Annotated in this window: 25 protein-coding genes and 1 tRNA gene; 20 read left to right on the top strand and 6 right to left on the bottom strand. The window is 66.3% G+C overall.

Annotation, left to right across the window (positions count from 1 at the left end; all coding sequences use genetic code 11):
• Positions 1-102 precede the first annotated feature (102 nt).
• The 3 genes from NO347_RS08140 (at position 103) to mptA (ending at position 1,886) form a co-directional block, all read left to right on the top strand.
• Positions 103-333 (top strand): DUF7979 domain-containing protein, encoded by a 231-nt coding sequence (locus NO347_RS08140; protein WP_256289128.1) that lies wholly within the window; start codon positions 103-105, stop codon positions 331-333.
• 103 nt (positions 334-436) lie between these two features.
• Positions 437-832: a DUF7124 domain-containing protein gene (locus tag NO347_RS08135; RefSeq protein ID WP_256289255.1), complete on the top strand. Its 396-nt coding sequence runs from the start codon at positions 437-439 to the stop codon at positions 830-832.
• 124 nt (positions 833-956) lie between these two features.
• Positions 957-1,886 (top strand): GTP cyclohydrolase MptA, encoded by a 930-nt coding sequence (mptA, locus tag NO347_RS08130; protein WP_121569874.1) that lies wholly within the window; start codon positions 957-959, stop codon positions 1,884-1,886.
• 36 nt (positions 1,887-1,922) lie between these two features.
• Here mptA and NO347_RS08125 read toward each other — a convergent pair whose 3' ends face one another.
• Positions 1,923-2,744: a TrmB family transcriptional regulator gene (locus NO347_RS08125; protein WP_256289127.1), complete on the bottom strand. Its 822-nt coding sequence runs from the start codon at positions 2,742-2,744 to the stop codon at positions 1,923-1,925.
• Between the two features lie 66 nt (positions 2,745-2,810).
• Positions 2,811-4,529, bottom strand: a complete 1,719-nt coding sequence (locus NO347_RS08120) for a DUF255 domain-containing protein (protein ID WP_256289126.1) — start codon at positions 4,527-4,529, stop codon at positions 2,811-2,813.
• A gap of 135 nt (positions 4,530-4,664) precedes the next feature.
• Here NO347_RS08120 and NO347_RS08115 point away from each other — a divergent pair, with 135 nt between their 5' ends.
• Together NO347_RS08115 and NO347_RS08110 are read left to right on the top strand one after the other, a co-directional pair.
• The gene (locus tag NO347_RS08115; RefSeq protein ID WP_256289124.1) at positions 4,665-5,150 is read left to right on the top strand and encodes an FxsA family protein; all 486 of its coding nucleotides are present in this window, start codon (positions 4,665-4,667) and stop codon (positions 5,148-5,150) included.
• Positions 5,151-5,376: 226 nt separating this feature from the next.
• Positions 5,377-5,450, top strand: a tRNA-Ile gene (locus tag NO347_RS08110).
• Positions 5,451-5,711: 261 nt separating this feature from the next.
• Here NO347_RS08110 and ddfA read toward each other — a convergent pair.
• Positions 5,712-5,972, bottom strand: a complete 261-nt coding sequence (ddfA, locus tag NO347_RS08105) for a DdfA family disk-determining factor (protein ID WP_256289123.1) — start codon at positions 5,970-5,972, stop codon at positions 5,712-5,714.
• A 138-nt stretch (positions 5,973-6,110) separates the two neighbouring features.
• Here ddfA and NO347_RS08100 point away from each other — a divergent pair, with 138 nt between their 5' ends.
• Complete coding sequence (locus NO347_RS08100; protein WP_256289121.1) at positions 6,111-6,740, top strand: SOUL family heme-binding protein; 630 nt, start codon at positions 6,111-6,113, stop codon at positions 6,738-6,740.
• Positions 6,741-6,805: 65 nt separating this feature from the next.
• Here the strand turns inward: NO347_RS08100 and NO347_RS08095 are convergent, their stop codons facing one another.
• Entirely contained in the window at positions 6,806-7,804 is a 999-nt protein-coding gene (locus NO347_RS08095; RefSeq protein ID WP_256289119.1) for a halo transducer protein, read from the bottom strand.
• A gap of 139 nt (positions 7,805-7,943) precedes the next feature.
• Between NO347_RS08095 and NO347_RS08090 the strand changes: the two genes are divergently transcribed.
• The 12 genes from NO347_RS08090 (at position 7,944) to NO347_RS08035 (ending at position 21,328) form a co-directional block, all read left to right on the top strand.
• Complete coding sequence (locus NO347_RS08090; RefSeq protein WP_256289118.1) at positions 7,944-9,149, top strand: substrate-binding domain-containing protein; 1,206 nt, start codon at positions 7,944-7,946, stop codon at positions 9,147-9,149.
• A 79-nt stretch (positions 9,150-9,228) separates the two neighbouring features.
• Positions 9,229-10,356, top strand: a complete 1,128-nt coding sequence (pstC, locus tag NO347_RS08085) for a phosphate ABC transporter permease subunit PstC (protein ID WP_256289117.1) — start codon at positions 9,229-9,231, stop codon at positions 10,354-10,356.
• Positions 10,356-11,990: a phosphate ABC transporter permease PstA gene (gene pstA, locus NO347_RS08080; protein WP_256289116.1), complete on the top strand. Its 1,635-nt coding sequence runs from the start codon at positions 10,356-10,358 to the stop codon at positions 11,988-11,990. The genes pstC and pstA overlap by 1 nt, the downstream gene beginning before the upstream one ends.
• Positions 11,983-12,888 (top strand): phosphate ABC transporter ATP-binding protein PstB, encoded by a 906-nt coding sequence (gene pstB / locus NO347_RS08075; RefSeq protein ID WP_256289114.1) that lies wholly within the window; start codon positions 11,983-11,985, stop codon positions 12,886-12,888. The genes pstA and pstB overlap by 8 nt, the downstream gene beginning before the upstream one ends.
• A 133-nt stretch (positions 12,889-13,021) precedes the next feature.
• A complete protein-coding gene (locus NO347_RS08070) occupies positions 13,022-14,083 on the top strand; it encodes an AbrB/MazE/SpoVT family DNA-binding domain-containing protein (protein WP_256289112.1) in 1,062 nt (353 codons plus the stop codon).
• Positions 14,084-14,257: 174 nt separating this feature from the next.
• Positions 14,258-15,424: a sensor histidine kinase gene (locus NO347_RS08065; RefSeq protein ID WP_256289111.1), complete on the top strand. Its 1,167-nt coding sequence runs from the start codon at positions 14,258-14,260 to the stop codon at positions 15,422-15,424.
• 46 nt (positions 15,425-15,470) lie between these two features.
• Positions 15,471-15,722: a DUF7996 family protein gene (locus NO347_RS08060; protein ID WP_121569862.1), complete on the top strand. Its 252-nt coding sequence runs from the start codon at positions 15,471-15,473 to the stop codon at positions 15,720-15,722.
• Positions 15,723-15,821: 99 nt separating this feature from the next.
• Positions 15,822-16,073, top strand: a complete 252-nt coding sequence (locus tag NO347_RS08055) for a DUF8006 family protein (RefSeq protein WP_121569861.1) — start codon at positions 15,822-15,824, stop codon at positions 16,071-16,073.
• 113 nt (positions 16,074-16,186) lie between these two features.
• Complete coding sequence (locus NO347_RS08050) at positions 16,187-16,720, top strand: DUF5815 family protein (RefSeq protein ID WP_256289110.1); 534 nt, start codon at positions 16,187-16,189, stop codon at positions 16,718-16,720.
• 82 nt (positions 16,721-16,802) lie between these two features.
• Positions 16,803-17,036 (top strand): helix-turn-helix domain-containing protein, encoded by a 234-nt coding sequence (locus NO347_RS08045; RefSeq protein WP_256289109.1) that lies wholly within the window; start codon positions 16,803-16,805, stop codon positions 17,034-17,036.
• A gap of 209 nt (positions 17,037-17,245) precedes the next feature.
• On the top strand, positions 17,246-20,491 hold the full coding sequence (carB, locus tag NO347_RS08040; protein ID WP_256289108.1) for a carbamoyl-phosphate synthase large subunit: 3,246 nt from the start codon (positions 17,246-17,248) through the stop codon (positions 20,489-20,491).
• Between the two features lie 225 nt (positions 20,492-20,716).
• Positions 20,717-21,328, top strand: coding sequence for a DUF6149 family protein (locus NO347_RS08035; RefSeq protein ID WP_256289107.1), 612 nt, complete (start codon positions 20,717-20,719; stop codon positions 21,326-21,328).
• Positions 21,329-21,334: 6 nt separating this feature from the next.
• Here the strand turns inward: NO347_RS08035 and NO347_RS08030 are convergent, their stop codons facing one another.
• Positions 21,335-22,690, bottom strand: a complete 1,356-nt coding sequence (locus NO347_RS08030) for an NAD(P)/FAD-dependent oxidoreductase (protein ID WP_256289106.1) — start codon at positions 22,688-22,690, stop codon at positions 21,335-21,337.
• 230 nt (positions 22,691-22,920) lie between these two features.
• Between NO347_RS08030 and NO347_RS08025 the strand changes: the two genes are divergently transcribed.
• Entirely contained in the window at positions 22,921-23,796 is an 876-nt protein-coding gene (locus NO347_RS08025; protein WP_256289105.1) for a homoserine kinase, read from the top strand.
• A 149-nt stretch (positions 23,797-23,945) separates the two neighbouring features.
• Here the strand turns inward: NO347_RS08025 and pdxS are convergent, their stop codons facing one another.
• Positions 23,946-24,854: a pyridoxal 5'-phosphate synthase lyase subunit PdxS gene (gene pdxS / locus NO347_RS08020; protein WP_256289104.1), complete on the bottom strand. Its 909-nt coding sequence runs from the start codon at positions 24,852-24,854 to the stop codon at positions 23,946-23,948.
• A gap of 130 nt (positions 24,855-24,984) precedes the next feature.
• On the opposite strand from pdxS, the gene NO347_RS08015 reads away from it, so the two are divergent.
• A complete protein-coding gene (locus tag NO347_RS08015) occupies positions 24,985-25,749 on the top strand; it encodes a DUF1405 domain-containing protein (protein WP_256289103.1) in 765 nt (254 codons plus the stop codon).
• The last annotated feature ends 6 nt before the right edge of the window (positions 25,750-25,755 follow it).

Genomic DNA, 25,755 nt, shown 5'->3' with positions numbered 1-25,755 from the left:
GTCGCTCTACGCGACGGTTTCGGCCGCGACCTCTGCTGGCCGGACCCACCGGTCTGTCACCTGCCCAAAATCTTTATGATCTACAATGTATATTGGTACCATATGTCACGATCTATTGGCGGCTCGGGGGGTGCGGACGTCGCAACCGTCGTCGTCGAGTGCGACCCGTCAGACGTCGGTCCGACCGACCACGTCCGAGACCTCGATCAGCTCACGCCGGCCGCTCGTCGGGAGTTCCTCGACGCAGTGTCCGGATCTGACCGCGCAGTCGACGCTGCCGGACTCGCGACCGGCGACGTCGTTCGCTTCACCGAGTACTACCGCATCATCTGATCTTCGCTCTCGACTGTGGGGGACCGATGCAGTTTTCGGCGGGTAGGCGATAGGGGCAGGTATGAGCGACGAGCCCTCGGGTGGCCCCGGCGGCGACGCCGATATGACGCTGGCGTTCGAGTTAGAGGCACTTCGCGGCCTCGCGGACCCGAATGCCGTGTTCAACGACGCCCGTCAGTGGACCGAGTACGTCGGCGTCGTGAGTGAGAAGCCCACCTACGTCGTCACGAACTTCACGCGGAAGCACCGGGTCCGACAGGACTTCTTCTCGGGGCCGCGAGGCGTTCGCGAGAGCCTCGAAAACGTGAAAGCGCAGTTCGACACCGACCGACACGTCCTGGTCGGAACCACCGACGCGGACGCCGACGTCGCCGAGGCGGCCGGCTGGGAGTACCTCCCGCTCGAACAGGCGGCCGAAGCGGCCGGCTGGCAACTCGCTGGTGACGCCGACGAGGAGGAAGATCCCTTCGAGTCCAGCGGGCGCGACGACTGGCCGTAGGCGGCGCTTTCGTCGGGAGACGGAACGCGACGGAACCGCCTCTACCCGACGCGGCGTCGGGAACTTCACTCTCAAACTTCGGCTAACGAAAGCGTTAATCAAACTGCGTCCTTCCCGTGTGACAATGAGTCACCAGCTTCCTGACGTGCAAGCGAGCCAGCCCGACGTAACCGTCGGGTTAAGTCAGGTCGGCGTCACGGGCGTCGACAAACTAGTGAAGATCGCCCGCGACGGCAAACGACCGCTCGTTCTGATGGCGGAGTTCGAGGTGTTCGTCGACCTCCCGAGCGGTCGGAAGGGGATCGATATGAGTCGGAATATGCAGGTCATCGACGAGACTCTCGAAGCGGCCGTCTCGGAGCCCGCCTACCGCGTCGAAGACATGTGTGGCGACGCGGCCGAACGTCTCCTCGCGAAGCACGATTACACATCGACCGCGGAGGTGCGGATGACGGCCGACTACGTCATCCGCGAGGACACGCCGGCGAGCGGTCTCCCGACACAGAGCACGATCACTATCGTCGCCAGCGCGACGGCGACCGACGAGGGCACTCGCGAGGAGATCGGTGCGGAAGTGACGGGGATGACCGTCTGTCCCTGCTCACAGGGGATGTCGGCCTCTCGCGCCCGCGAGGTTCTGCAGGACCTGCAAGTCGACGACGGGACCATCGAGGAGTTCCTCGATACGGTCCCCCAGCCCGGTCACTCCCAGCGCGGCCACGCGACGCTCACGATCACCGCCGACGGCTCGCCCGACGTCGACCTCCGGGAGATCGCAGAGCTGGCTCGCGACTCGATGTCCGCGCGGATCTACAACCTCGCGAAGCGCCCGGACGAGGACCACATGACGTATCAGGCGCACGCGGACGCGAAGTTCGTCGAAGACTGCGTCCGCTCGATGGCCGAACAGGTCGTCGAGGAGTTCGACCACTTAGACGACGACGCCGTCGTCCATATGAAGCAGTCCAACGACGAGTCGATCCACCAGCACAACGCCCACGCCGAGCGCGAGGTTACGCTCGAACAGCTTCGGGCGGAAGTCGACAACCAGTAGCAACCGACTGGCTGACGTTCGCCCGGATTTTTGACGCTACTCGCCGCCGAGTGACGACAACGCGAGCGGTTCGGCGGCCTCCCACTGCGGGTCGAACATCTCGCGCACGTCAGCCGCGAAGTCGGGGTCTTTCAGGTCGATCATCGCGAACGCCTGGGCGGGATCCAGCGGGTTCGGGACCTCGATACAGACTTCCACGTCGTCGATGAGCTCGAACGTCCCGGAGAGTCCAGGGGCCGTTCGAACTGAGAATGCGGGATGATTCGCCAGCCGCTGGGTGTAGCGCTCGCCGACGCTCTCGGGCAGCGATTCGACGAGTTCCGGCGCCATCAGTACGGACACGTCGACCCCGCGGTCCAGCGCAGCCTCCAGTTCCTCGACGACGCGCTTTCCGACCGCACCCAGATCGAACTGTGGGGATACGGCGCCCGCGACGACCACCAGCGAGTCGTCCGCGGCCGCGAGGCGCTCGACGAGGAGTTCGACGGACTCCTCGGTCCCCACCGCAGCCGTCCAGAACTGGCTTTCGACCGGCTCTGCGGTCTCCAGTTCGTCTGTGAGGTCGTCGACGACGCTCTCGTACTGCTCGGCTTTCTCGCGAAGCTCTCGCCGTTTGTTCTCTAAGAGTCGATCGAGCGCCGTGTCGGGTTCGACGGCGACGTACTTCTTCGGTCGGCTCGCCGCCTGACTCCGAACCAGATTGTGCTGTTCGAGGCTGTTCAGAACGTCGTAGATCCGGCCCATCGGCACGTCGCTCGCTCGCGACAACTCTTTGGCGGTTGTCGCTCCCGTCCGGAGTAACGACCGATACGCACGCGCTTCGTATTCGGACAACCCGAGGTCCCTCAGACTCGCCATACCTCACTCTCCAAGCCCACGAATAAAAACGAATCGGAGGTTTACACGCCGCGAGCGTTCTCGGAACTACCCCTGTGTGCCGTCGGTGAGCGCCGAAACGGCCCGCATCAACTCCTCGGGCGTGGTCGCCTCGCGCGTTTCCGCGCCTCGGCGTACAGTGGCCGTCCCGGCGGAGACGGCCGGCGCGTCCGGAACGACGACCGCCTCGTGGTCGGCCACGCGGAGGGCCGCGCGGTGGAGGTCCGCGCCGGCGGCGTCGCCGACGCCGATCACGAGGTCGGGACGGACGAGTCGAGCGGTCACGGCACCGTAGCCGGCGACCTGGACGCCGATCCGGTCCCACGCGCCGGCGAAGGCGGCGACGGCGTCGTGGGCCGCGTCGGCGTAGCGGTCGCCCTGACCTGTTTCGTCGTCGGAGTCGGCCGTCTGATCGAGCAGCGCGGCAAGGTCCACCAGCGCATCCGCCATCTCGACGCCGCCGTCGAGCGGGCGCAGGGGTTCGTCGAGCAGGCCGACGTCCACGTCGGGGCCGTCGCGGAACGCGCCGTCGGATTCCTGGAGTTCCTCGATGGCGACGTCGGCGATGCGGCGCGCCAGTTCGAGCGGACCGTCTTCGGTCGCGAGCGCGTCCGGGCCGAGGACCTGCCGCGCGCGCGTGAAAGCTGCGACGGCGCGCGCCTGATCTTCTAAGAGTAGTTCGGGGACTGCCCCGTCGCTTTCGTCGGCGGATTCGTCAGTCCCTGCGGCCGGATCGAAGTGAGAGACGACGCCGTCGTCGTCGACGAAATCGGCCGCGAGCGCGTCGAGGACGCGTTCGGCGTACTCCCGCGACGTCTCGTCGTCGGTGTAGCCCGCGAGGGTGAGGAACGCGTCCGCAGTCAGGGCGTTGCCACCGGCGAAGGCCGTCAGATCGCGGCGCGGTCCGAACCCGTCGTCGTCACCGTCGCCGTTCGAGTCGTCGTCCGGGGCGACGCTCCCGCCGAAGGCGGTGCCGTTCCAGAGGCGGTCGACGAGGAAGTCCCGCGTCCCGTAGGCGGGGTCGAGCAGCGTCTCGTCGCCGGTGTAGAGGTAGCCGTTCGCGAAGGCTCGAATGAGGGCGGCGTTCGCGTCGAGCACTTTCTCTCGGTGCGGGTCTGTCCAATCGCGACCCTCGGCGTAGCGGTAGAACCCGCCAGCGTCGTGGTCGTATAGCGATTCGCTAACGACGCCGAGCGTCTCAGTGGCCTGCTCGCGCGCCCGCTTCAGGGCGAACTCGATCGTCCGCGGCAGCGGGAACTTCGCGCCGTCGCCCCAGCCGGCGAATCGCGGATCCCACTTCTCGTCGAGTTGGCCGGCGAGGTGCGCTTCGATTCGCTCGTCGACCGCACCTGCAGGCGTCGGATTGCCGGCCAGCGCGCGCGGGATCCGCCCGGCGTCCTCGCCGCGGTCCGCCCAGACGTCGCGAACGGAAGCGAGTACCTGCCGCATCCCGTCGGGACCGAGGTACGTCGCGCCCGTGATGACCTTCCCCGACGGCGTACAGAAGACCGTCGAGGGAAAGCCGCCCATATTGTATCGCTCGCGGACGCGCGGTCGGCGGTCGACGTCAACGCGAACCGGCACGAAGCCGTCGTTGACGTTGGCGGCGATCCGCGGCTCGGCGTACGTCTCGGCGTCCATCTCGTGACAGCTGTCACACCACGTGGCGGTGAGCGCGAGGAGGACGGGGCGGTCGGCCGCGCGAGCCTCCTCGAACGGCGCGGGACCCCACTCGCGCCACTCGACGTGCGTCCGGTCGTCGGTCATACCTGTGCTCCGACGTGCCGGCGGGTAAGCCCTTCGAGGCACGTTCACTCGCACCGCCGCGCTCACAACTTTCGTCGCCGAGACGCCGACCCGCACGACACAAGGGCTATGAACGGCGGTCCCAAACGGTGGCGTATGCAGACGCGCTGGGTCATCGCGCTCCTGTTGGCCATCCCACTCGCCGACACGCTCCTGTTGTTACCGGTCGCCTCGACGATCGGTTTCGTTCCGACGGTACTTCTCGTGGTCCTCACGGGGCTCCTCGGGATGTTGCTCGTCCGGGCCGAGGGCCGCCACACGCTCTCGAAACTCCAGCGGAAGACCGCGACGGGCGAGCTTCCGACGAACGAACTGCTCGACGGCGGCCTCCTCATCGCCGCGGGGGCGTTCCTCCTGACGCCCGGCATCGTCACCGACGTCCTCGGATTCACGCTCGCGCTGCCGTTCACGCGCTATCCGATCCGCGGCGTCCTGAAGCGCTACGTGGTCCGGCCGTATCTGGACAAACAGACCGGCGGCTTCGTCTCGGGGAACGTCTGGGTCGGCGGCTTCCCGGGCGACGACGACGTCGTGAATCTCGACCCCGAGGAGTACGGCCGCCCCGGCGACGACAACTCCTGATACTGTCGGACAGAACGATGTGAAAATCATCGGCACCCCGTGGGTGCGAACATAATTCACGAACGTCTGTCCGACAGTATGACCACGCGCGTCCCGATTCTGTCGACTGATTTTGATCCCGCCTTTGTCACGTCTCGCCGTCGCTGATCGGGTGACTGCGTCGCAAGCCGCTACCGAAAGGAAACCCTTAAACTACTCATCGAACAACGAGTAGATGCGCTCGCCTGGGCCAATAGCTCAGTCAGGTTGAGCGCTCGGCTGATAACCGGGAGGTCCACGGTTCAAATCCGTGTTGGCCCACCTTCCACACGGTCGGTCTCCGACCGGCCGTGGTTGGGGCCCCAACTCCCCAGCCATCTAACTTCGTGCGATACTCACACTCGAGAGCGACTCGTGTATCCAAAGCGCGTTCTCTGTACCTCTCTCGTCAGTGGCGTCAGCGTCGACGACGGCCTACAGTAGCGTGTGCAACTGAGCCCGAAGCAGATCGGTCACCGACGGCGACGCTGTTCGTAGCGGTCGCCGGAACCGGGAGCGGCCCCGACCGGATTCCCGAGACGCTTAGTCGTCGTCGGCTGGGAGTCTCTCGATGCGCTCTGTGACGTCGGCGTCGACGCTGACTGTCCCGTCGCTATCGACGGTGACTCGGTGATTCGCGTAGGTGAACGAAATATCGCCGTTCGCCATCGCATCGACGAGTGCCTCGAGTGCGTCCGGATCGATCGACTCGTACAGCGGGGGGAGTTCCAACACGTCGCACTCGGATGCCTCCGCAACTGCTTCGACAACACGTTCGGACGTCGTCGGCTCTACGCCGGCCATAGTGCAGCCTGGGGCACATCACATATAAACGTTCGTCAGGAAAGTTTTTTTACACGAGCATCCGAAGCCGACTGGTCAGAGTCGTCTGCGCATCGGTTTGGGGGCGGAATTAATCTGTCTGCCGAGCGAACAGTACGTATGGGAAGACTCACCAGAGCCGCGCTCGTCGGCGGCGGGGCGGTCCTCGCCGGCTGGATCGCGTGGGGACTGTACGCGACCCGGTCGGCCGAGTCAGTCCCGTTCGAACGCGTGCGAACGCTCGACGGCGTCGAAGTACGGCGGTATCCGCAGTTGGTGCTCGCCGAAACGACGGCGTCCGATCAGATCACAGCGTTTCGCCGACTGTTCAGATACATCTCGGGCGCTAACGAAGGCGAAACGTCGATCTCGATGACCGCACCCGTCGAGACGCAGGGGGCGTCCGTCTCGATGACGGCCCCGGTGCGGACCGAATCGACCGGCGACGGCGACGCGGTGCGGATGGCCTTCTACCTGCCGCCGGAGTACGGTCCCGACACTGCGCCGGAACCGACGGCGTCGACGGTGACACTCACCACCGAACCCGAGCGGACTGTCGCCGTGAAACAGTTCTCCTGGTACGCACCCCGATGGCGGGTCGCACGGCAGGAGCGAGCGCTCCTCGCGGCGCTCGATCGGGCTGTCATCGACCCCGTCGGCGACCCCTCGCTTCTCCGGTACAACGACCCGTGGACACCGCCGTTTATGCGCCGGAACGAGGTCGTCGTGGAGGTCGAAGACGATGGGTGATCCACCGAATCTGAGGAGCAGTCCACCGAAGACGGCCCGACACCTGCCGGCCCGTCTCGTCCCGTCTACGCTGACTGCGGGTACGCCTCGTCGAGCGAGCGCGCCCGCTCCAGTTCTGCCTGGACCTCCCCCCACGGGACGGGCGGGTCGACCGATTCGAGCGTGGCCCGGAAAGCGTCGATCCGGTTGCCGTACTGATCACGCCACGCGGGCCGTGCGGTGGCGGCGAGGTCGTCGCCGAGTTCCTGGGCGCGTGCGTCGATCTCGTCGAGCCGGCGTTCGATCGCGTCGACCCACTCGCCGTCGGCGTCGTCCCACGCGTTCAGTTGCCGGTGGTCGTCGAGTTCGGCGCGCACGTCGGCGACGAGCAGTCCCGTCAGTTCGGCGCGCAAGACCGCGTCGACCCACGTCTCGGCGTCAGGATCGTCTCCCGGCGCGATGACGTCGAGCGCCTCCGCGACGGCGTCGACGTCCTCTTCGAGGGCGCTCTGTCTCCGCTCGGGCGTCGTGAGCCACGTCTCGAAGTCTTCGATGTCGAGCTGCAGCTCGTCGGCTCGCTGCTGGACGTCCTGTGCCCCCGACGCGACGCGTCGGAGTCCGATAAGCGACTCGTAGAGGTCGTCGGGGTCGTCATCGGGGTTCGAGACGCGCTGAAGCTCGGATCCCAGTTCGCGAACACGCGTGGTGACTTCATCGAGCGTCGTCTCGTAGCGGTCCAAGCGCCCGCGGACGAGATCGAGATCTGCGACGCCCTCGGCGGTGTCCCGCGCGTCGTCGAGCGCCATCTCTCCGAGTTCGGCGCGCGTCTCGGCCGTCGCGAGCATCTTCGAGGTGTCCGAGACAGTCTCTTCGATCCCATCGCGCGTCACCCGGTCGCCGTCGGTGACGTGGCCGAGCACCGACCGTACCGTCTCGGGGTCGCGTTCGGGGCCTGCGGCGACGATCGCCTCCGCCGCCGCGTCCGTCGACAGTCCTACGACGCCGTCGTCCTCGTCGTCCGTTCGCTTCCGGGTCATTATCGACGCGTTGCCAGCGAGACGGTTTACGTCCTGTCGTTCGTTCATACTGTGGTGTATATAGGGCTATAGACGGGTGTGTGCGGGCTATACTGTTACGCTCGGAACCCATCCCTCGGTACGGGCGTGGAGACGCATAGACCCCTATTATAAACCGCTTTTGTCCGATACGGATTCGATCCAGTTGATGACGCGTGAATCAGACCGTCTCGCGGACCGAGTATCACGTCGGAAGTTTCTAATTGCGTCTGGCGCCGTCGGCACCGCCGGGCTCGCGGGCTGCTCGGGGCAGTCGGACTCCGGTGGGGACGCGGAGACCGAGGCTGCTGCGGACGAGAGCACGCCGACCGAACAGTCGAGCCAGGACACGGCGTCCTCCGAGAGTGGCAGCAGCGGCCCCTCGATGCTCACCGCCGAGGGCTCCTCGACGGTCTACCCGATCGCAAACAAAGGGAGTTCCTACTGGAACGCCAACGCACCGCCGGACGACGGTGAATACTGGGGCTCGAACCCCGAAGAGGGCAACACTGTTCCCGGGTGGGAGGCGCTCGGCGAGCCGGATATGCGCATCGCCGACTACTTCGCGAGCCTCTACGGCTTCGAGCCGGGCGGTCAACAGGCGACGCCGCCGTTCCCGACCAGCATCGGCCTGAGCCACTCGGGTACCGGGTGTCAGTCGGTCGTCGACGGCCTCGTCGACATCGGCAACTCCTCGGGTCCGATCACGGCCGAACTCGGCTGGAGCGAGAGCAAAGCCGAAGAGGAAGTCGTCGACCACGTCCTCGGTCGCGACGGCCAGCCGGTCGTCGTCAGTAGCGACGTCTACAACAACGGTGTCACACAGCTCACCGGTGAGCAGGTCCGCAAGATCTACCAGGACGAGATCACCAACTGGAGCGAAGTCGGCGGTCCGGATCAGGAGATCTACGTGATCGGCCGTGCGGAAGGCTCCGGGACGGACACCGCGTTCCGGCTCAATATGCTGGGTTCCGCCGACGCCCCGATGCCGGGCGTCGACACCCGGTTCGGTCAGAACCAGCAGGTCGCCCAGGCCGTCTCGCAGAACGAGGGCTCCATCGCGTATATGGCGCTGGCGTTCACGAGCGACACCGTCCTCCCGATCGGGATCGAGTTCGAGGGCACGCTGTACGAGCCCGACAAGGACGCAGAGAACACGATCTTCGACTCCGCGTACCCGCTCAACCGTGACCTCCACCAGTACACGAAGATCACGGAGGACACCCCCAGCGGCACGGATATGCGCGAGGCCGCGTTCATGAATATGTTCCTGACGGACTTCGGCCAGCAGGTGTTCGTCGAAGCGAACAACTACATCCCGCTGCCGACCGCCGACATCGAGGCCGAGAAGGCGAAGCTCCCTGAGCAGGTGTAACGCCGGCTGTCGCAACTCGCCTCGCCGTACAACCAGTTCGTCCATTTATCCACTCATACGATGCACACGTTCAGCAACGATGGCACAGGCAACTAGCGAAGACACCGACGCGGAGGCGCTCGGGCACCTCGTCAGACGCTTCCGTAACTTCGTCGACGAGACCGACCGGGAGGCGCTCGCCGTCGTGGGCGTGATGACGGCCGCGCTCTTGACCGCCTTCGTCGGGTTCCTCGCGGTCTCCTCGTACACGATCGTTCCCTTCGCCGTCTTCCTCGTCACGGCCAGCTACGGTTGGCTCCGACACCAGGGCCTGACGGCACGGCTTCTCACGCTGACGATGACGGTGTCCACGATCCTGATCTTGATCCTCATCACCGCGTTCATCTTCGTCGAGGCGGTTCCGGTCGTCTTCTACGAGAGCGCGACGGTGTTCGGGATCGAGATCCCCGGGCTCCGGATGTTCATCCAACCGGAGTGGGATGCGGTCTCCTCGCCGATCCGCTACTCGATGGTCCCGATGATCCACGGGACGGTTATGGTCACGCTCGTCGCGACCGCCGTCGCCGCGCCGCTCGGCGTCGCTGCCGCGCTGTTTCTCTCGGAGATCGCACCGCGAACCGTTCGTGAATTAGTCAAGCCCGGTGTCGAGATCCTCGCCGGGATTCCGTCGATCGTCTACGGCTTCATCGGATTCACCGTCCTGAGTCCGTGGGCGTCCGATCAGTTCAACATCCTCGGTCAGGGGACGTACCTGTTCGTCGGCGTCGTCGTCGGCCTGATGGCGCTGCCGACGGTCGTCTCCGTCGCCGAGGACGCGCTCAACAGCGTGCCGGAGTCGATGAAGAGCGGATCGCTGGCGGTCGGCACGACCGACTGGCAGACGATGACGTCGATCACGCTGCCGGCCGCCTTCTCCGGTGTCTCCGCGGCGGTCCTCCTCGGTGTCGGCCGGGCCATCGGCGAGACGATGGCCGCGACGGTGATGCTCCGCGGCGTCCCCAAACTCACGGACCCGCTGTACAACGTGTTCTACGGACAGGAGACGCTGACGTCGCTCATCGCCCGGAACTACGGCGAGGCAGACGGCCTCCAGATGGACGCGCTGTTCGTCGCCGGCGTCATCCTGTTTGTCACCGTCCTCGTCATCTCGGTCGGGTCGCAGTACGTCGAGTGGCGGATGCGCAAGAAGTTCGGAGGTGACGTCTGATGGCGGGTGCGACGCGAACCCGACTGGTCCGAGAGGACACCTCGGGTGCTGACGCGGTCGCGGCGCTCGCGGTGGGTGTCGCCTCGGTGCTCTTCGGACTCGGTCTCGCCGCGATGTTCGAGGTGGTCGGACTCACAGGTACGCTCGCCGGCGTTCCGACGCTCCCGCTTCTCGGCGGCCTCCTGCTCGTCCAGGGTGTCGCCGTCGTCGTGTTCGGCGTCGGCTCCCGGTTCGGTGCCGTCGAGACGAACCCGCGGCCGGACGCCGGCATCGTCGCCGCCGTCGCCTTCACGCTGATCTGGCTCGTCGTCGGCGGGCTCGTCGCCTCCCAGGTGCTCGGCCTCGGTCTCGCCGGCTGGCTTCTCGGGGCGATTCTGACGGGGGCAGCCGGATTCGCGGCGACCGTCCTCCCGCGTGAGGACGTCGGCTCGACGCTCCCCGCTGGCGTCGTGACCGCGCTCGTGGGCCTCGTCTTTCTCAGTGGCTACATCGCGCCGACGTCGGTCTGGGACCTCGGCTGGGAACAGAAGGCGTCGCTGACGGCCGAATTTATGGTGCCCGTCGTGACGGTCTTCTGTGCGCTCCTGACCGGCTGGGCCGCCGCGAAGGCCTACGGCGGCTTCGGCGCCCGCGGCCGTCGCGTCGGCGCGTATCTCCTCGTCTATCTGAACGCGGCCGCGATCGTCGGCGTGCTCTTCGCGCTCGTCGCGTTCACCGTCTTCAAGGGCGTTCCGGGCCTCTTCCGCGGCCTCACCTTCGGTCCCGGCGTCGGTCCGGAGTCGACGGTCGCGCTGTTCGGCGCGAGCGTCACCTTCTCTTGGCCGGTCTACTTGCCGTTCGCGATGAACGGCGTCGGCCTCCTCAACGACCTCAACGGCGTCCTCCCGGCGATCGTGGGGACGTTCTGGCTCGTCGTCGGCGCGGTGCTGTTCGCGGTCCCGCTCGGCGTCGGCGCGGCGATCTTTCTCACCGAGTACGCCGAGCGCGGTCGCTTCACGCAGGTCGTCGAGGTAGCGACCAACGGACTGTGGAGCACCCCGAGCATCGTCTTCGGTCTGTTCGGGTTCGCGTTCCTCATCCCCCGGTTCGGCAACGGGAAGTCGCTGCTCGCGGGGATGCTGACGCTCGGCTTTATGCTGCTCCCACTTGTGGTGATCACGAGCCGCGAAGCGATGCTTTCGGTCCCCGACGAGTACCGGGACGCGAGCGCGGCACTCGGCGTCACCAAGTGGCAGACCATCCGCAGCGTCGTGCTCCCGGCCGCCCTGCCCGGTGTCGTCACGGGGACGATCCTCGGCGTCGGCCGGATCGCCGGCGAGACGGCCCCGATTCTCCTGACGATGGCCGGCGGGGTGTTCGTCCCGGGGAGCCAGACCGCCGACGTGATCGGCGGCTTCCAGTTCACGGCTGCCCCGCCGTTCGTCTCGAATCCAGAACTGCTGCAGGCGACGTCTGCGCTCCCGTATCAGCTCTACGCGCTCATCACGGCCGGTGTCGGCGCGTCCGGAAACGTCGGCAACCCCGACCAGTTCCGCTGGGCGACGGCGCTCATCCTACTGCTGGTCGTGTTGTCGTTCTACGCGGTCGGCATCGTGACGCGATACTACTTCCGGAGGAAACTCGACTATGAGTGAGACCAAACAGAACCCACGAAAGGATACGACCCAGCCGCTGCAGACCACGAGCGGCGAATCAGAAGAGAAGCTGCGCTCGGAGTGGACGGAGTACGAGTTCGACGGCCGCACGAAACTCGCCGTCGAGGACCTCGACGTCTACTACGGCGACGACCACGCGCTCAAGAGCGTCTCGATGGACATCCCCGAACAGAGCGTCACGGCGCTCATCGGGCCGTCGGGCTGCGGGAAGTCCACGTTCCTCCGGTGTCTCAACCGGATGAACGATCGGATCAACTCCGCACGCGTCGACGGCTCGGTCGCGTTCGACGGCAAGGAGATCTACCAAGACGGCGTCGATCTGGTCGAGCTCCGAAAGCGCGTCGGGATGGTGTTTCAGTCACCGAACCCGTTCCCGAAGTCGATTCGTGCCAACATCTCCTACGGCCCGCGAAAGCACGGCGACATCGACACCAGCCTCCTCGCGAAGGTCTTCGGGCGAAGCGACGAGGACGCCGAAGAACGACTGGTCGAGCGCTCGCTCAGGCAGGCCGCGCTGTGGGAGGAAGTCTCCGACCGCCTCGACGACAACGCCCTCGGGCTCTCGGGCGGGCAACAGCAGCGACTCTGTATCGCTCGCGCGCTCGCGACTGACCCCGAGGTGTTGCTGATGGACGAACCCGCCTCCGCGCTCGACCCGATCGCGACCGCGAAGATCGAGGAGCTCATCCACGACCTCGCGGAGGACTACACGGTCGTCATCGTGACGCACAATATGCAGCAGGCCGCCCGCATCTCGGATCAGACCGCTGTCTTCCTGACTGGCGGCGAACTCGCCGAGTACGGCGACACCGACCAGGTGTTCGAGGATCCCCAGAGCCAGCGTGTCGATGACTACATCAGCGGCAAGTTCGGATAACCCGGCTTCGCCCTCCCGCGTGCCGCTGTCGGCCGCCCGGCCCCCACTCGACGCGCCGTGACACTGCTGGCACCGTCCGGACGACTGACCCCGGAGTAGAGACTGCGACCGACCCGAGAGACCGAAGTTTACGATGGAGACACGGAAGATACAACGAGTCAGCAACGGGACGTACACGGTGTCGCTGCCGCGCGAGTGGGCCGATGAGCAGGGCCTCTCCGCGGGCGCGGTCGTCGACCTTCATACGCACATCGACGGCTTGCTGGTCGTCCAGACGGCCGACGAGCGCGAGGCGGCACGCATCGATCTGACGATCTCAGATGAGACGGCGACGCAACTCGCCAGGCTCCTTCGAGCGGCCTACGCGACCGGCGCGCTCGAAATCCACATCGAAGCCGACGGCGAGTTCACGGGCGAACAGCGGACCGCCCTGCGATCGGTCACGCGAGCGATGGCCGGCGTGACCGTCGCCGACGAGTCGGAGTCACACGTCGAGATCCGGAACGTCCTCAACTCCGAGGAGGTGTCGGTTCGGCAGTCGGTTCGGCATCTCCAGTTCGTCGCGCTGTCGCGACACCGGGAGGCGACGGCCGCGCTGCTCGGTGACGGCCCGGCGTCGACCGTCGCCGATAGCGACAATCGCGGGGACCGACTGCACGGGATGGTCGAGCGCTACTTCGTGCGGAGTCTCTCGCGGTTGGACGAGGTCGACAGCCTCGGCGAGAGCCGTCCGGAACTGTTCCAGTTCTACGAGATGGCCGCCGAACTCGCACAGGTCGCGACGCACGCCGACCGGATCGCGAGTACCGCAGCCGACGTAGACGAGCCGATCGACGCCGACCTCGCAGCCGAGATCGACGCGGTCGCGACGCAGGCTCGCGACGCGGTCGAGACCGCCGTCGACGCGACGTTCGCTCCCGACCCCGACGCCATCTGGTTCGTCTTCGAAGCGCGGGACGACGTCCGCGCGACGGCTGAGTCGATCGACCGACGACTGTTCGATTCCGCCGACGCGGACTATCGGACGACGAACGCGGTAGAGCGCATCCGTCGAACGGCCGACTGCGCGGGACGCATCGCAACCGTCGGGCTTCGCGCTGCGATCCGAGAGGGTCACACCAGCGACGACGTGCGCGTCGGCGTCGACTCCGACGAGGGATCGGATTCCCGCGTCGCCAGCGGTGCCGACGAGTAAACGGCGGTCTGTAGGCGCTTCTTCGAGCCGCATTCACGGTCTTGCGCACCGCCAGCGGGTTGCGTCGGTCCCGCGCTCGGCACCGCTGCGTGAGTACCGGACCGCTATTGTCGGCACAGACCACTATTGAGTGTTCTTAGCAGCACTCATTCGGGAAACGCTCCGAGAGAGTGTATGGCTACAGACTCCGAGCGGGAGCCGGCAGCGACGTTGCGACGGTGCCGGGGTGCTGCGTGTGACATCGCCGCTGCAGAGTCGAAGGCGGACCTCTTCGAGCGAACTGCCGCGGCCACAGCAGAACTGTTCGGCGTCGCCGACGTTCGACTGTGCGCCGTCGACTCCGAGCGGGAGTCGGTCGCCGTCGAGCGCGTCGCCGGTACCGACGTGGAAGCTGAAGGGGGCGACGGCGCCGCAGTCGGATCGGACGGCGGGCGTGTCGCTCCGGCTGACTCTATTTCCGCCGCTGCGCGCGAGGCACTCGCCACCGACGAGGTTGTCGTCGACGATGGTGAGACGACCGGGTTCGTCGTGCCCGTCGACGACACTCGAGTGCTGTGCTTTCGGCGTCCTGGTCGGCCGGAGCGGCCCGATGCGACGAGCGTCGACGGCGAAGACGCCGCGCTCGCCGGGCTGATCGGCCAGGCGTTCGCAACGACGCTCGACCGTCTCGATCACGCGGCCGCGCTCGACGAGCGGGAGTCGGCGCTGGCGCGGAAAAACGAGCGGTTGGACCGGTTCGCCGGGCTCGTCGCCCACGAGTTCCGGAACCCGGTCGGTATCGCGTCGGGACACCTCGACCTCGTCGTCGGCACCGAGGGCGACGGGCGGCATCTCGAAGCCGCACGCGGTGCCGTCGACCGAATGGACCGCCTCACCGAGAGCCTCCTCGATCTCGTTCGCGGCGAACCGCTCTCGGGGAACGTCGACGCGGTCGATCTCGGCTACCTCGCGAAAGGCGTCTTCGACACCGTCTGTCCCGCAGCGGCGACGCTCACGATCGAGGACCGCACGACCGTCCGCGCGAACGAGCGACGGCTCCGCACGGCGTTAGAGAGCCTGTTCGACGACGCCGTCGCCCGCGGCGGGTCGTCAGTCGAGATCCGCATCGGCGCGCTCGACGAGGATGGATTCTACGTCGCCGACGACGGTCCGGGTCTCGAACGCGACGTCGGCGTCGATCCCTTTGGCTACCGCCCGGTGAACGAGACGGACCGTCGCGACCTCCGGCTCGCGATCGTCTACGACGTCGCGACGGCGCACGGCTGGCAGGTCGCACTCGCAGACTGTTCGGACGGCGGCGTTCGCATCGAGTTCGAGACCGCCGACGAGTCCAGCCGGTGAGCGGCCGATCGAGTCATTGAGGGGTCTTCGGCTCCAACTGACGGTAATGACCGAGGACGACGCCGGCGGACGCACCGAACGCACCCAGCTCTTCGAGTTGACCCGTAGCAAACTCCTGTTGGCCGCCATCCTCCTGATCGGCGTCGCGGGGTCCGGGATTGCTCGCCGCCTGCTCGCGGAAGCCGGCTACGACGGCGTCGGTATCGTCGTGTTCATCCTCGGATACGGCGGGATGGTGTTCGTGATCTGGTACGGCTGGATCCGTCCGATGGACATCACGGGACCGAAGCCCGAGTAATCGAGCCGAGAACGATCGAGCAACCGCGCGGGCTGCCGCGTCGCCGCCCGCGAAGAACGGAACTTTAATACTCGATTCGCGCCGAAACTCCGGACAAGGATGCTCCCCTTACAGCTCGTCGACAGTTTCCTGCTCAATTACAACGTCGGGCAGGCGTTACTGCTCGTCTTCGTGCTCGCGACGGTTGGCGTGCTCCCCCTGAAATCACAAAAACTGCTCGCGCTCAACGTGATCGTGTTCGGGCTGATCTTCGCGCTGACGCCGCAGTCGCTCGTCCCACTGCACTACCTGTTCCTCGGCCTCGCACTGTTGGTCATCGGGCCGCTCCTGTACGCGACCGCGAGCAACTGAGGGGATACCACTCCGTTTTTTCGACGGCGTCGACGGGACGCGAGCGAGTCGCTCCGGAGCCACGGCCGATTTCGGAACGCGACGTTTAACCCCCGTCGTCGACAACGCAGCGTATGGCACAACCGCAGGTTCCGGGCGGTGGCGGGGAGACGCTCGAACTGCCGTGCGGTGAGACGAAGTCGATCGGGACGCTCGATCTGGGGATGCGCGAGTTCGAGTGCGCGTGCGGAGAGCGTCACGCGGTCGTGATGGACGTCCACCCGCCGGAGCGATTTCTGCCGGAGTTTCTCGTCTCCGTTCTCCGGGAGGCTGTCGAGACGACGAGCGAGGAGATGCCGGAGTTCGGCACGGCACACCTGATGGGCATCGTCCTCGAGGAGTTCCCCCAGCGCGTCGTCTCCGCGGACGTGAGCGACGACGGGGACGTTGGCGCCGGAATCGTCTGGGTGACTGACTTCGAGGCGCGACGGCTCCACGAAATCATCGTCGAACTCGTGGTGGAACTGATGGAACACGCCGTCAGCCACGCCGACGACGAGACCGCCGTCTCGGAGTTCGAACGGCAGATGCTGGATTTCGACGTGAGCGAGTTTGTCGAGGAGTACCGCGCCGAACGGGATCTCTCCGCGGACGACGTCTACGCCTGAGCCGGGTCTCGATCGCTGCGTTTCACCGCGTCTGACGCACGTCGCACTGAAGCCTAAGCCCTGTCGTATGCTTCAGTTGCGTATGAGCATCACCCGGCCCTCCGGGTTCGAGGAGGTCTGCGACGTACTCGCCACCGCGGAGGAACCGCTGACCGCCCGGGAGGTTCTCGATCGCCTGCGCGCGCGAGGCGTCGACGGTTTCGAGACGTCCTATCGCGTCGCGACCGTGCTCGGACGGGCCGCAGAGCGTGGGGCGGCGGTCACCGTCATCGACGGGAGCCCGTACCGCTACCGACTCGACGAGCCGTCTCGCTGAGACATCTGTACCGAGACAGTTTTTCGTTCGTAGATTGGATCGTTCGATAGTCGTCGATGGAGCTCCCGATCGGGGTCCCGCCGCTGCTGTGTATCGGCGCGCACGGAGGACAGCGCACCGGCCCGGAGCGATTACGAATTTCGAAATGACCCTTCGCATCTCGTAGTATTTCGCCGGGCTTATTACGATGTACGGACTGCCTCACAGTGATGACTGACGAGGACATCTCGACAGACGGTGAGGCAGCGTCCGAAGACCGGACGATACTGCTCATCGGTAGCGGACCCATTCAGATCGGACAGGCGGCCGAGTTCGACTACTCCGGCGCACAGGCCTGCCGGGCGCTGCAGGAAGAAGGCGCGCGAGTCGTCCTCGTCAACTCGAACCCCGCGACGATTATGACGGACCCGGAGATGGCAGACCGGGTCTACATCGAGCCGATCACGCCCGAGGCGATCTCGGAGATCATCCGCGAGGAGAACCCCGACGGCGTCATCGCCGGCCTCGGCGGCCAGACCGGCCTGAACGTCACGGCCGAACTCGCAGAGCAGGGCATCCTCGAGGAGTACGACGTCGAGATTATGGGCACGCCGCTCGACACCATCTACGCCACCGAGGACCGCGACCTGTTCCGCCAGCGGATGGAGAACATCGGCCAGCCCGTCCCCGCGTCGACGACGATTTCGCTCGACGAGGGCGAAGAAGTGCAGCGGATGACCGAAGCTGACCTCCAGGACCGCGTCGACGACGCCGTCGAGGAGGTCGGCGGGCTGCCGGTCATCTCGCGGACGACCTACACCCTCGGCGGCTCCGGGTCGGGCGTCGTCCACGAGAAAGAGGAACTCTACGAGCGCGTCCGCAAGGGTCTCCGCCTCTCCCGGAACTCCGAAGTGCTCATCACCGAGTCCATCTCGGGCTGGGTCGAACTCGAGTACGAAGTGATGCGCGACGCCGACGACTCCTGTATCATCATCTGCAATATGGAGAACATCGACCCGATGGGCATCCACACCGGCGAGTCCATCGTGGTCACGCCCTCGCAGGTCATCCCCGACGAGGGCCACCAGGAGATGCGCAACGCCGCGCTCGAAGTGATCCGCGAACTCGGCATCCAGGGCGGCTGTAACATCCAGTTCGCCTGGCACGACGACGGCACGCCCGGCGGCGAGTACCGCGTCGTGGAAGTGAACCCGCGCGTCTCGCGCTCCTCCGCGCTGGCCTCGAAGGCGACCGGCTACCCGATCGCCCGCGTGACCGCGAAGGTCGCGCTCGGGAAACGGCTCCACGAGATCGAAAACGAGATCACCGGCGAGACGACCGCTGCCTTCGAGCCGGCGATCGACTACATCGTCACCAAGATCCCGCGGTGGCCCAAGGACAAGTTCGACGACGTCGACTTCACGCTCTCGACGGCGATGAAGTCGACCGGCGAGGCGATGGCCATCGGGCGGACCTTCGAGGAGTCGATGCTGAAGGCGATCCGGTCGACGGAGTACGAGCCCGCGACCGACGTCGAGAGCGTCTCAGACGAGGAACTCGAAACAGAACTGCTCGAACGGCCGACCCCCGACCGCACCTACGCTATCTTCGAGGCGTTCGACCGCGGGTACAGCGTCGACGATGTCCAAGAGCTGACCGGCATCAAAGAGTGGTACCTCGAACGCTACCAGCGCGTCTCCGAGGCGATGGACGCGGCCCAGGAGGGCGACTTCACGACCGCTGCGACGGCCGGCGTGACGAACGCCGAGATCGCCGCTTCGACGGGCGAAAGCGTTGCTGACGTCGAGACCGCCGTCCCCGGTCGCACGTACAAGCAGGTCGACACCTGTGCCGGCGAGTTCGCCGCACAGACGCCGTACTACTACTCCTCGCGCAAGCCCGAGTTCTACTCCGGCCCCTACGAGGGCGACGCCGCGGCGGGCGAACTCCGCGTCGACCGCGACGTCGAGAGCGTCGTCGTCGTCGGCGGCGGCCCGATCCGGATCGGCCAGGGCGTCGAGTTCGACTACTGTTCGGTCCACGCCGTACAGGCCCTGCGTGAGATGGGCATCGACGCGCACGTCGTGAACAACAACCCCGAGACGGTCTCGACCGACTACGACACCTCCGACGGCCTGTTCTTTGAGCCGATCACGGCCGAGGAAGTCGCAGACGTCGTCGAGGCAGCCGACGCCGACGGCGTGATGGTCCAGTTCGGCGGCCAGACCTCCGTCAACATCGGCCACCCGCTCGAATCGGAACTCCAGCGCCGCGGCCTCGACTGTGAGATCCTCGGGACGAGCGTCGAGGCGATGGACCTCGCGGAGGACCGCGACCGCTTCAACCGCCTGATGGACGACCTCGGCATCCTCCAGCCCGAGGGTGGCTCCGCGACCAGCGAGCAAGAGGCGCTCGACCTCGCGAACGAACTCGGCTACCCCGTCCTCGTGCGTCCCTCCTACGTGCTGGGCGGCCGCGCGATGGACGTCGTGCACTCCGACGCAGAGCTGAAAGAGTACATCGAGGAGGCCGTTCGCGTCTCCCCCGACAAGCCGATCCTCATCGACCAGTTCCTCGCCGACGCCATCGAACTCGATGTCGACGCCGTCTCCGACGGCGAGCGCGCGATCATCGGCGGCATTATGGAACACGTCGAGAGCGCGGGCGTCCACTCGGGCGACTCCGCGTGTATGATCCCGCCGCGCTCTCTGGACAAAGAGACGATGGCCCGCGTCCGCGAGGTCACAGAAGACATCGCGACCGCGCTCGACACCGTCGGCCTCCTGAACGTCCAACTCGCCGTTAAGGACGGCGAGGTCTACGTCTTGGAGGCGAACCCGCGCTCCTCGCGGACGGTCCCGTTCGTCTCGAAGGCGACGGACGTTCCGATCGCGAAACTCGCCGCGAAGGTGATGGCCGGCGAGACTCTCGACGACCTCGACGTTCCCGAGAAAATCCCCGAGGACGTCAGCGTCAAGGAGGTCGTCCTGCCGTTCGATCGCCTCCCGGGTTCGGACCCGCGTCTCGGCCCGGAGATGAAGTCGACCGGGGAAGTGATGGGTACGGCGTCCACGTTCGCGAAGGCTTACGACAAGGCCCAGGACGCGACGGGCAAGCCGATCCCCGAGTCCGGCACCGCGTGGGTCGACCTCTCGGCTGAGGAGTTCCCCAAACCCGGAACCGAAGACGGCGACGCCCTCGAAAACGGCTACGCGGAGTACTTCGACCTCGCGACGTTCGACGACGAAGGAGACCTCGTCTCGGCGCTGCGTGAGGGTGAAATCGACCTCGTCGTCTCCCGCGACCGCGACGCGCTCGAAGTCTGCGTCGAAGAGGAGATCACGTACTTCTCGACGACCGCCTCTGCGTTCGCCGCACTGGAGGCGCTCGACGCGAAGGACGACCCGATCGACGTCGAAGCCGTCTCCGACCGCCCGCGCCGCGTCGAGAACTGGGGCGCACAGTCCGACGACTGATAGGGAATATCGTACGTCTTCATAGACTTCTCGCCGGGCGGTACGGCGAGAATCTCCGAACAGTTACGATACTCCCTATGAGCGGCGTTCGCCGACGACGAAGTCGGTGACGCCGAGTCGACTTTCGCTCTCTCAGTTCTTCTCATTTGTCTCTTTTGGCCGTTCGTGAGCGATGCAGCGCCTGCACGCGTGTGATTGAAGGCCTGTCGGTCCCAAGCGGGACCGATGAAACTCCGTCAGAACCTCCGGCACTTCGCGGCGAAGAAAGCGCTGACGATGCCGGTCGTCGGCGACATCGCGACGGACAAACTCGTCGACCTCCACGTTCGCGTCTTCGGGCAGAAGGCGGACCCCGAACACCGCGAGGAGCGCGAACCGCATATGGAGACGTTCTTCGAGTTGACGTTCGATACGTACGTCCGCGCGCTCGAAGAGGGATTCAGCGAGGCGGAAGCCCGCGAGATCACCCACATCCAGGCCAACTTCGACTTCTACAACTACGGCTGGACCGAGATGATGGAGTTCCCCGTCGACGAACTGGAAGCCCACTACGAGCGTTACGCGGACTTCTTCGAGCGCTACGACATCGACATCGCGAACCCGCTCGGCGACTTCCGGACCAAAGAGATTCCCGACGCGCCCGCGACGCCGGAGCGACTCGACGACCCCGAACACCCGCACGCCGTGGGCGGTTTCGCCGACGACGTCTACGTCGAGGGCGAGGACGGCGACGTCCGCGTCGGCGGTCGCGAAGAACCCGAGGACGTCGATGTCGACATCGCGCCCGGCCTCCAGGACGTCGACGCCGACGCGGAAACCGACGAATCGGAAGCCTAATTCGCGTTACTCGTCCGTTTTCGACCCGATCTGCGCGTCGATCCGGTCGGCCACCTCGTAGCCGGCGACGACCCCGCCGTTGAGCGAGCGCTCGGGGTACTGCGCCTCCGAGGCCATCCCCGCGTAGTAGACGCCCTCGCCGACCTCTTCGTCGAGCTGGTAGGGGACGACGAGGTCGAGATAGCCGCACTCGTAGATCGGCGCAGCGCGGGGGTTGCGGGCGATCCGGAATTCGGAGACGGCTGCCCGATCGAAGTCCGGAAACATCGATTCGATCTCTGCGAGCCACCTCTCCCGCACCTCGTCGTCGTCCAGTTGCCACAGGTCCTCCGTCTCGTCTTGCACGTAGGAGGCGACGTACAGCAGGTGGTCGCCGCCGTAGCGCTCCCGTTCGACGAAGTTCGTGTGTTCGACGAGCGCGCCGAACGGTGCGTCGTGTGCGACGTTCAGCCAGTAGGTGTCGAGCAGCGACTCCTCCATCGTGACGAGACCGCAGATCGCCCCCTGGAAGTCGATCTCACAGGAAAAGCCCGTCAGTGATTCCAGGACGTTCGGCATCGTCGCGACGACCGCGGCGTCGACCTCGTGTGTCTCCTCGGCGTCGGCTCCGGGGGCCGCCTGGGTACCGTCGTAATCGACAGTGAGCGACTGGATCTGCCCATCTTCGACTGTGAGGTCCGTGACGGGCGCGTTCGCCGTGATGTTCTCCCGACCGACCGCGTCGACGAGTGCTTCCAGAAGCACGCCGAACCCGCCGTCGAAGTACCCGAGGATCTCGCCGCGTAAGAGGTCGCGCTCGCCGCGGAAGCGCACGCGTCCGAGGAACCACGCCGCGGAGATGTCGTCTTTTCTGTCCCCGTACTTCCCGTCGAGCAGGGGATCGACGAAGTTCTCGTAGACGCTCGTCGTGGTGTGTTCTTCGACGAATTCCCGCACGGTGACGTGTTCGTACTCCGCGAGGTCGTCGTAGGCGTCGAAGTCTGGGAGCCCCCCGCGAACGTCGACGCCCTGCGTGAGCATCCCGAGCCGGAACTTGTCGTAGAGGCTCATATGCGGATACGCGAGAATCTCCCAGGGGGTGTCCAGCGGATGGACGACGCCGTCGACGTAGTAGCCGTTGGTGCCGACGCGCCACTCGATCCGGTCGCCGACGCCGAGTTCCTCGGCGAGGTCGACGATGGTCTCCTCCGATTTCGAGAGGTGGTGATAGAACTGCTCGATGTCGTCACCCGGCGTCTCGTAGGTGGCCGCGAGGCCGCCGAGCTGTGGCGCGGCCTCGAACACCTGTACGTCGTGCCCGCGCTGCTGTAGCCGATAGGCGGCCGCGAGACCCGCGATCCCGCCGCCGACGACGCCGATCATACGCGCAGTACTCGACAGCCCGGAAAGTGCTTTCCGTTCCCGGTGTCGGCGCCGCGTGTCGCCGCCGAGCGGCAGGACCGCCCGACGGGATCTCGCCGACTTATAGGGGTTGTCGTAACTGTTCAGAGATTCTCGCCGTATCGTCCGGCGAGAAATCTATGCGGACTTACGATAACCCCTATTACCGTCGTTCGCTACCTTTTTACCCGCCGTTGGGCAACGGAACGCGTATGCAGACGGTCAGGGCCCCCGCGACGAGCGCGAATCTCGGGAGCGGTTTCGACGTCTTCGGCGTCGCCCTCGACCGTCCCGCCGACGTCGTCCGCGTCGAGAAGGCCGATCGGACGACGATCGAGATGACCGGCGTCGGGAGCCAGTACATCCCCGAGGACCCCGAAAAGAACGTCGTCGGCGCCGTCGCCGAGGAACTCGACGCGCCGGCGCACATCCGGATCGACAAGGGCGTCCGCCCCTCCTCGGGACTCGGATCGTCGGCGGCCAGTTCGGCTGCGGCGGCCGTCGCGCTGAACGCGCTCTACGACCGCGGGCTCTCCCGTGAGGAACTCGTCCCCGTGGCCGCCGAGGGCGAAGCGGTCGTCTCCGGTGAGGCCCACGCCGACAACGTCGCACCCGCATTGCTCGGTGGATTCACCGTCGCTCGCGGCGACGCGGTCACGACTGTCGACGCCTCGATCCCACTCGTGGCGTGTCTCCCCGAGATCGCCGTCTCGACCCGCGACGCCCGCGGCGTCGTCCCCGAGTCGGCGGCGATGGAAGACGTCGTTCACACCGTCGGCTCCGCGGCGACGCTCGCCATCGGGATGTGCCGCGACGACCCCGAACTCGTCGGCACCGGGATGGACGAGCGCGTCGTCACCCCCGCCCGCGCGGAACTCATTACCGGCTACGATACGGTCCGCGAAGCCGCTCTCGAGGCGGGGGCGACGGGCGTGACCGTCTCGGGTGCCGGCCCGGCCGTCATCGCGCCGTGCCGCGAGTCCGACCGTCGGGACGTCGCCGCGGCGATGGTCGACGGCTTCGCCGACGCCGGCGTCGACTCCCGCGCGTACCAGACGCGCGTGAGTCGGGGCGCGACGCTGTACTGACGCCGTCGCTACATCTTCGTGTATTCAGTTTCGAGAGCCGCTGCACCGCGCTATCGGCCGGGACTGGATGTATGCAACGGCGAAAACGAGCGGAACAGCGCGCGTGAAACGGAACTAGACGAGACTTGACTGCGGACCCGAACGTCCGCTTAGACGCCGCGGCCCTGCAGTTTCTCTTCTTCGGGGAGGTCGGTGTTGGCCTCGCCCTTCATTCCCTGACCGAGGTTCGAGGCGATTTCGGCGAGGGTGTCGGGGTCGTCCCAGTTGTTGACGGCCTCGACGATCGCTTCGCCCATCGCCGGCGGGTTCTCGGCGCCGAAGATACCGGAGCCGACGAAGATTCCGTCACACCCGTGGTGCATCATCAGGGCCGCGTCCGCGGGCGTGGCGATGCCGCCGGCGGCGAAGTTCACGACCGGCAGCCGACCCATCTCGGCGGTCTCGTGGACGAGATCGGCGGGCGCTTCGTGCTCGCGGGCCCACTTCTCGCGCTCCTCGTGGGTCTTGCCTTCGAGTTCGCGGATCGCGCCCTTGATGTTGCGCTGGTGGTGGACGGCCTGGTTCACGTCGCCGGTGCCGGCCTCGCCCTTCGTTCGGATCATCGCCGCGCCCTCGTCGATCCGGCGGAGCGCTTCACCGAGGTTGCGCGCACCGCAGACGAACGGCGCGGTGAAGTCGCGCTTGTCGATGTGGTAGCGCTCGTCGGCGGGCGTGAGCACCTCGCTCTCGTCGATCATATCGACGCCGACCGACTGCAGGATCTGCGCTTCCTTCGTGTGGCCGATCCGGGACTTGCCCATCACCGGGACGGAGACGGACTCGACGATCTCTTTGACGTCTGCGGGGTCGGCCATCCGCGCGACGCCGCCGCGCTTTCGGATGTCCGCGGGGACGGCTTCGAGCGCCATCACCGCGACCGCACCGGCCTCCTCGGCGATCTTCGCCTGTTCGGCGTCGACGACGTCCATAATGACGCCGCCCTTCTGCATCTGTGCGAACCCGCGCTTGACGAGGTCGGTCCCGCGACGGAGTTCGGACAGATCAGTCTCCTCGGACATACTACTCGGTTGCGGTCGGACGCACTTAAACAGTTCACCCCACGGCCGCCGACGGGCCAACAGACTGCCACGTCGGCGGCGCTCGGTCCCGAACCGGCACCCCTTTTTCGCCGCACTCCGAGCCACCTGTATGGCATCGTCTCCCGCGTCGTCTTCGGGGCTTCGTCGGTTCGTCTCGGGCGACGGCCTGCCGGACCCCGATGGGCTCCCGTGGTGGCTCGCGCCGCTGCCGACGTGGCTCGAAAACGTCGGCCTCCGGTTCGCGTGGCTCGTCGTCGCGATCAATCTGCTCGGGACCGCCTTCGGCTTCTGGTACTACGGCTTTCACCCGCTGCCGCTCTCGGATCCGCTCATCACCTGGCAGTTCGCGGCCGAACCGGTCGTGATGTGGCCGTTCGTTCCGGACAGTCCGCTGGCGACGCTGTTCATCGCGCTGGCGTTTGCGAGCTGGAAGCTCGGACGGACGAACGAGTACCTCGTCGCGTTGGCGTTCTTCGGCTGCTGGAAACTCGGCCTCTGGACGCCGTACGTGCTCTCGGTCTTCGCCGACGCGTTCCTCGACATCACGTGGTTCCCACTGTACGTCTTCCTGTTCGTGAGTCACCTCGCGATGGTCGTCGAGGCGTTCGTCCTCCATCGGATCTCGGACTTCCCGGTCCGCGCCGTCGCCGTCGCGCTCGTCTGGTACGGCTTCAACGACGTCGTCGACTACTTCGTCCCCATCGTGGGCGACCCGCACCACACGTCGATTCCGCTCGCCGACAGCGCGGTCGTCGGCGGCACGACTGCGCTCCAACTCGCGGCTGCCGGGGCCGTCGTCCTCACGTTCGTCGCCACGTTCGCCGCGCTCGCGACGCGCGTGAAGAAATTGGAGTTGCAGATCGAGCGCGAGTAACGCCTC

The organism is Halobellus inordinatus (assembly GCF_024464655.1).
Classification (GTDB): Archaea; Halobacteriota; Halobacteria; order Halobacteriales; family Haloferacaceae; genus Haloquadratum; species Haloquadratum inordinatus.
This window is presented reverse-complemented; position numbering and strand designations above follow the sequence as displayed.

What these genes read in the sequence shown, in the direction of transcription:
- NO347_RS08140 (WP_256289128.1), top strand. Translation starts at nt 103, where the DNA reads ATGTCACGATCTATTGGCGGCTCGGGGGGTGCGGACGTCGCAACCGTC.
- NO347_RS08135 (WP_256289255.1), top strand. Translation starts at nt 437, where the DNA reads ATGACGCTGGCGTTCGAGTTAGAGGCACTTCGCGGCCTCGCGGACCCG.
- mptA (WP_121569874.1), top strand. Translation starts at nt 957, where the DNA reads ATGAGTCACCAGCTTCCTGACGTGCAAGCGAGCCAGCCCGACGTAACC.
- NO347_RS08125 (WP_256289127.1), bottom strand. Translation starts at nt 2,744, where the DNA reads ATGGCGAGTCTGAGGGACCTCGGGTTGTCCGAATACGAAGCGCGTGCG.
- NO347_RS08120 (WP_256289126.1), bottom strand. Translation starts at nt 4,529, where the DNA reads ATGACCGACGACCGGACGCACGTCGAGTGGCGCGAGTGGGGTCCCGCG.
- NO347_RS08115 (WP_256289124.1), top strand. Translation starts at nt 4,665, where the DNA reads ATGCAGACGCGCTGGGTCATCGCGCTCCTGTTGGCCATCCCACTCGCC.
- ddfA (WP_256289123.1), bottom strand. Translation starts at nt 5,972, where the DNA reads ATGGCCGGCGTAGAGCCGACGACGTCCGAACGTGTTGTCGAAGCAGTT.
- NO347_RS08100 (WP_256289121.1), top strand. Translation starts at nt 6,111, where the DNA reads ATGGGAAGACTCACCAGAGCCGCGCTCGTCGGCGGCGGGGCGGTCCTC.
- NO347_RS08095 (WP_256289119.1), bottom strand. Translation starts at nt 7,804, where the DNA reads ATGAACGAACGACAGGACGTAAACCGTCTCGCTGGCAACGCGTCGATA.
- NO347_RS08090 (WP_256289118.1), top strand. Translation starts at nt 7,944, where the DNA reads ATGACGCGTGAATCAGACCGTCTCGCGGACCGAGTATCACGTCGGAAG.
- pstC (WP_256289117.1), top strand. Translation starts at nt 9,229, where the DNA reads ATGGCACAGGCAACTAGCGAAGACACCGACGCGGAGGCGCTCGGGCAC.
- pstA (WP_256289116.1), top strand. Translation starts at nt 10,356, where the DNA reads ATGGCGGGTGCGACGCGAACCCGACTGGTCCGAGAGGACACCTCGGGT.
- pstB (WP_256289114.1), top strand. Translation starts at nt 11,983, where the DNA reads ATGAGTGAGACCAAACAGAACCCACGAAAGGATACGACCCAGCCGCTG.
- NO347_RS08070 (WP_256289112.1), top strand. Translation starts at nt 13,022, where the DNA reads ATGGAGACACGGAAGATACAACGAGTCAGCAACGGGACGTACACGGTG.
- NO347_RS08065 (WP_256289111.1), top strand. Translation starts at nt 14,258, where the DNA reads ATGGCTACAGACTCCGAGCGGGAGCCGGCAGCGACGTTGCGACGGTGC.
- NO347_RS08060 (WP_121569862.1), top strand. Translation starts at nt 15,471, where the DNA reads ATGACCGAGGACGACGCCGGCGGACGCACCGAACGCACCCAGCTCTTC.
- NO347_RS08055 (WP_121569861.1), top strand. Translation starts at nt 15,822, where the DNA reads ATGCTCCCCTTACAGCTCGTCGACAGTTTCCTGCTCAATTACAACGTC.
- NO347_RS08050 (WP_256289110.1), top strand. Translation starts at nt 16,187, where the DNA reads ATGGCACAACCGCAGGTTCCGGGCGGTGGCGGGGAGACGCTCGAACTG.
- NO347_RS08045 (WP_256289109.1), top strand. Translation starts at nt 16,803, where the DNA reads ATGAGCATCACCCGGCCCTCCGGGTTCGAGGAGGTCTGCGACGTACTC.
- carB (WP_256289108.1), top strand. Translation starts at nt 17,246, where the DNA reads ATGACTGACGAGGACATCTCGACAGACGGTGAGGCAGCGTCCGAAGAC.
- NO347_RS08035 (WP_256289107.1), top strand. Translation starts at nt 20,717, where the DNA reads ATGAAACTCCGTCAGAACCTCCGGCACTTCGCGGCGAAGAAAGCGCTG.
- NO347_RS08030 (WP_256289106.1), bottom strand. Translation starts at nt 22,690, where the DNA reads ATGATCGGCGTCGTCGGCGGCGGGATCGCGGGTCTCGCGGCCGCCTAT.
- NO347_RS08025 (WP_256289105.1), top strand. Translation starts at nt 22,921, where the DNA reads ATGCAGACGGTCAGGGCCCCCGCGACGAGCGCGAATCTCGGGAGCGGT.
- pdxS (WP_256289104.1), bottom strand. Translation starts at nt 24,854, where the DNA reads ATGTCCGAGGAGACTGATCTGTCCGAACTCCGTCGCGGGACCGACCTC.
- NO347_RS08015 (WP_256289103.1), top strand. Translation starts at nt 24,985, where the DNA reads ATGGCATCGTCTCCCGCGTCGTCTTCGGGGCTTCGTCGGTTCGTCTCG.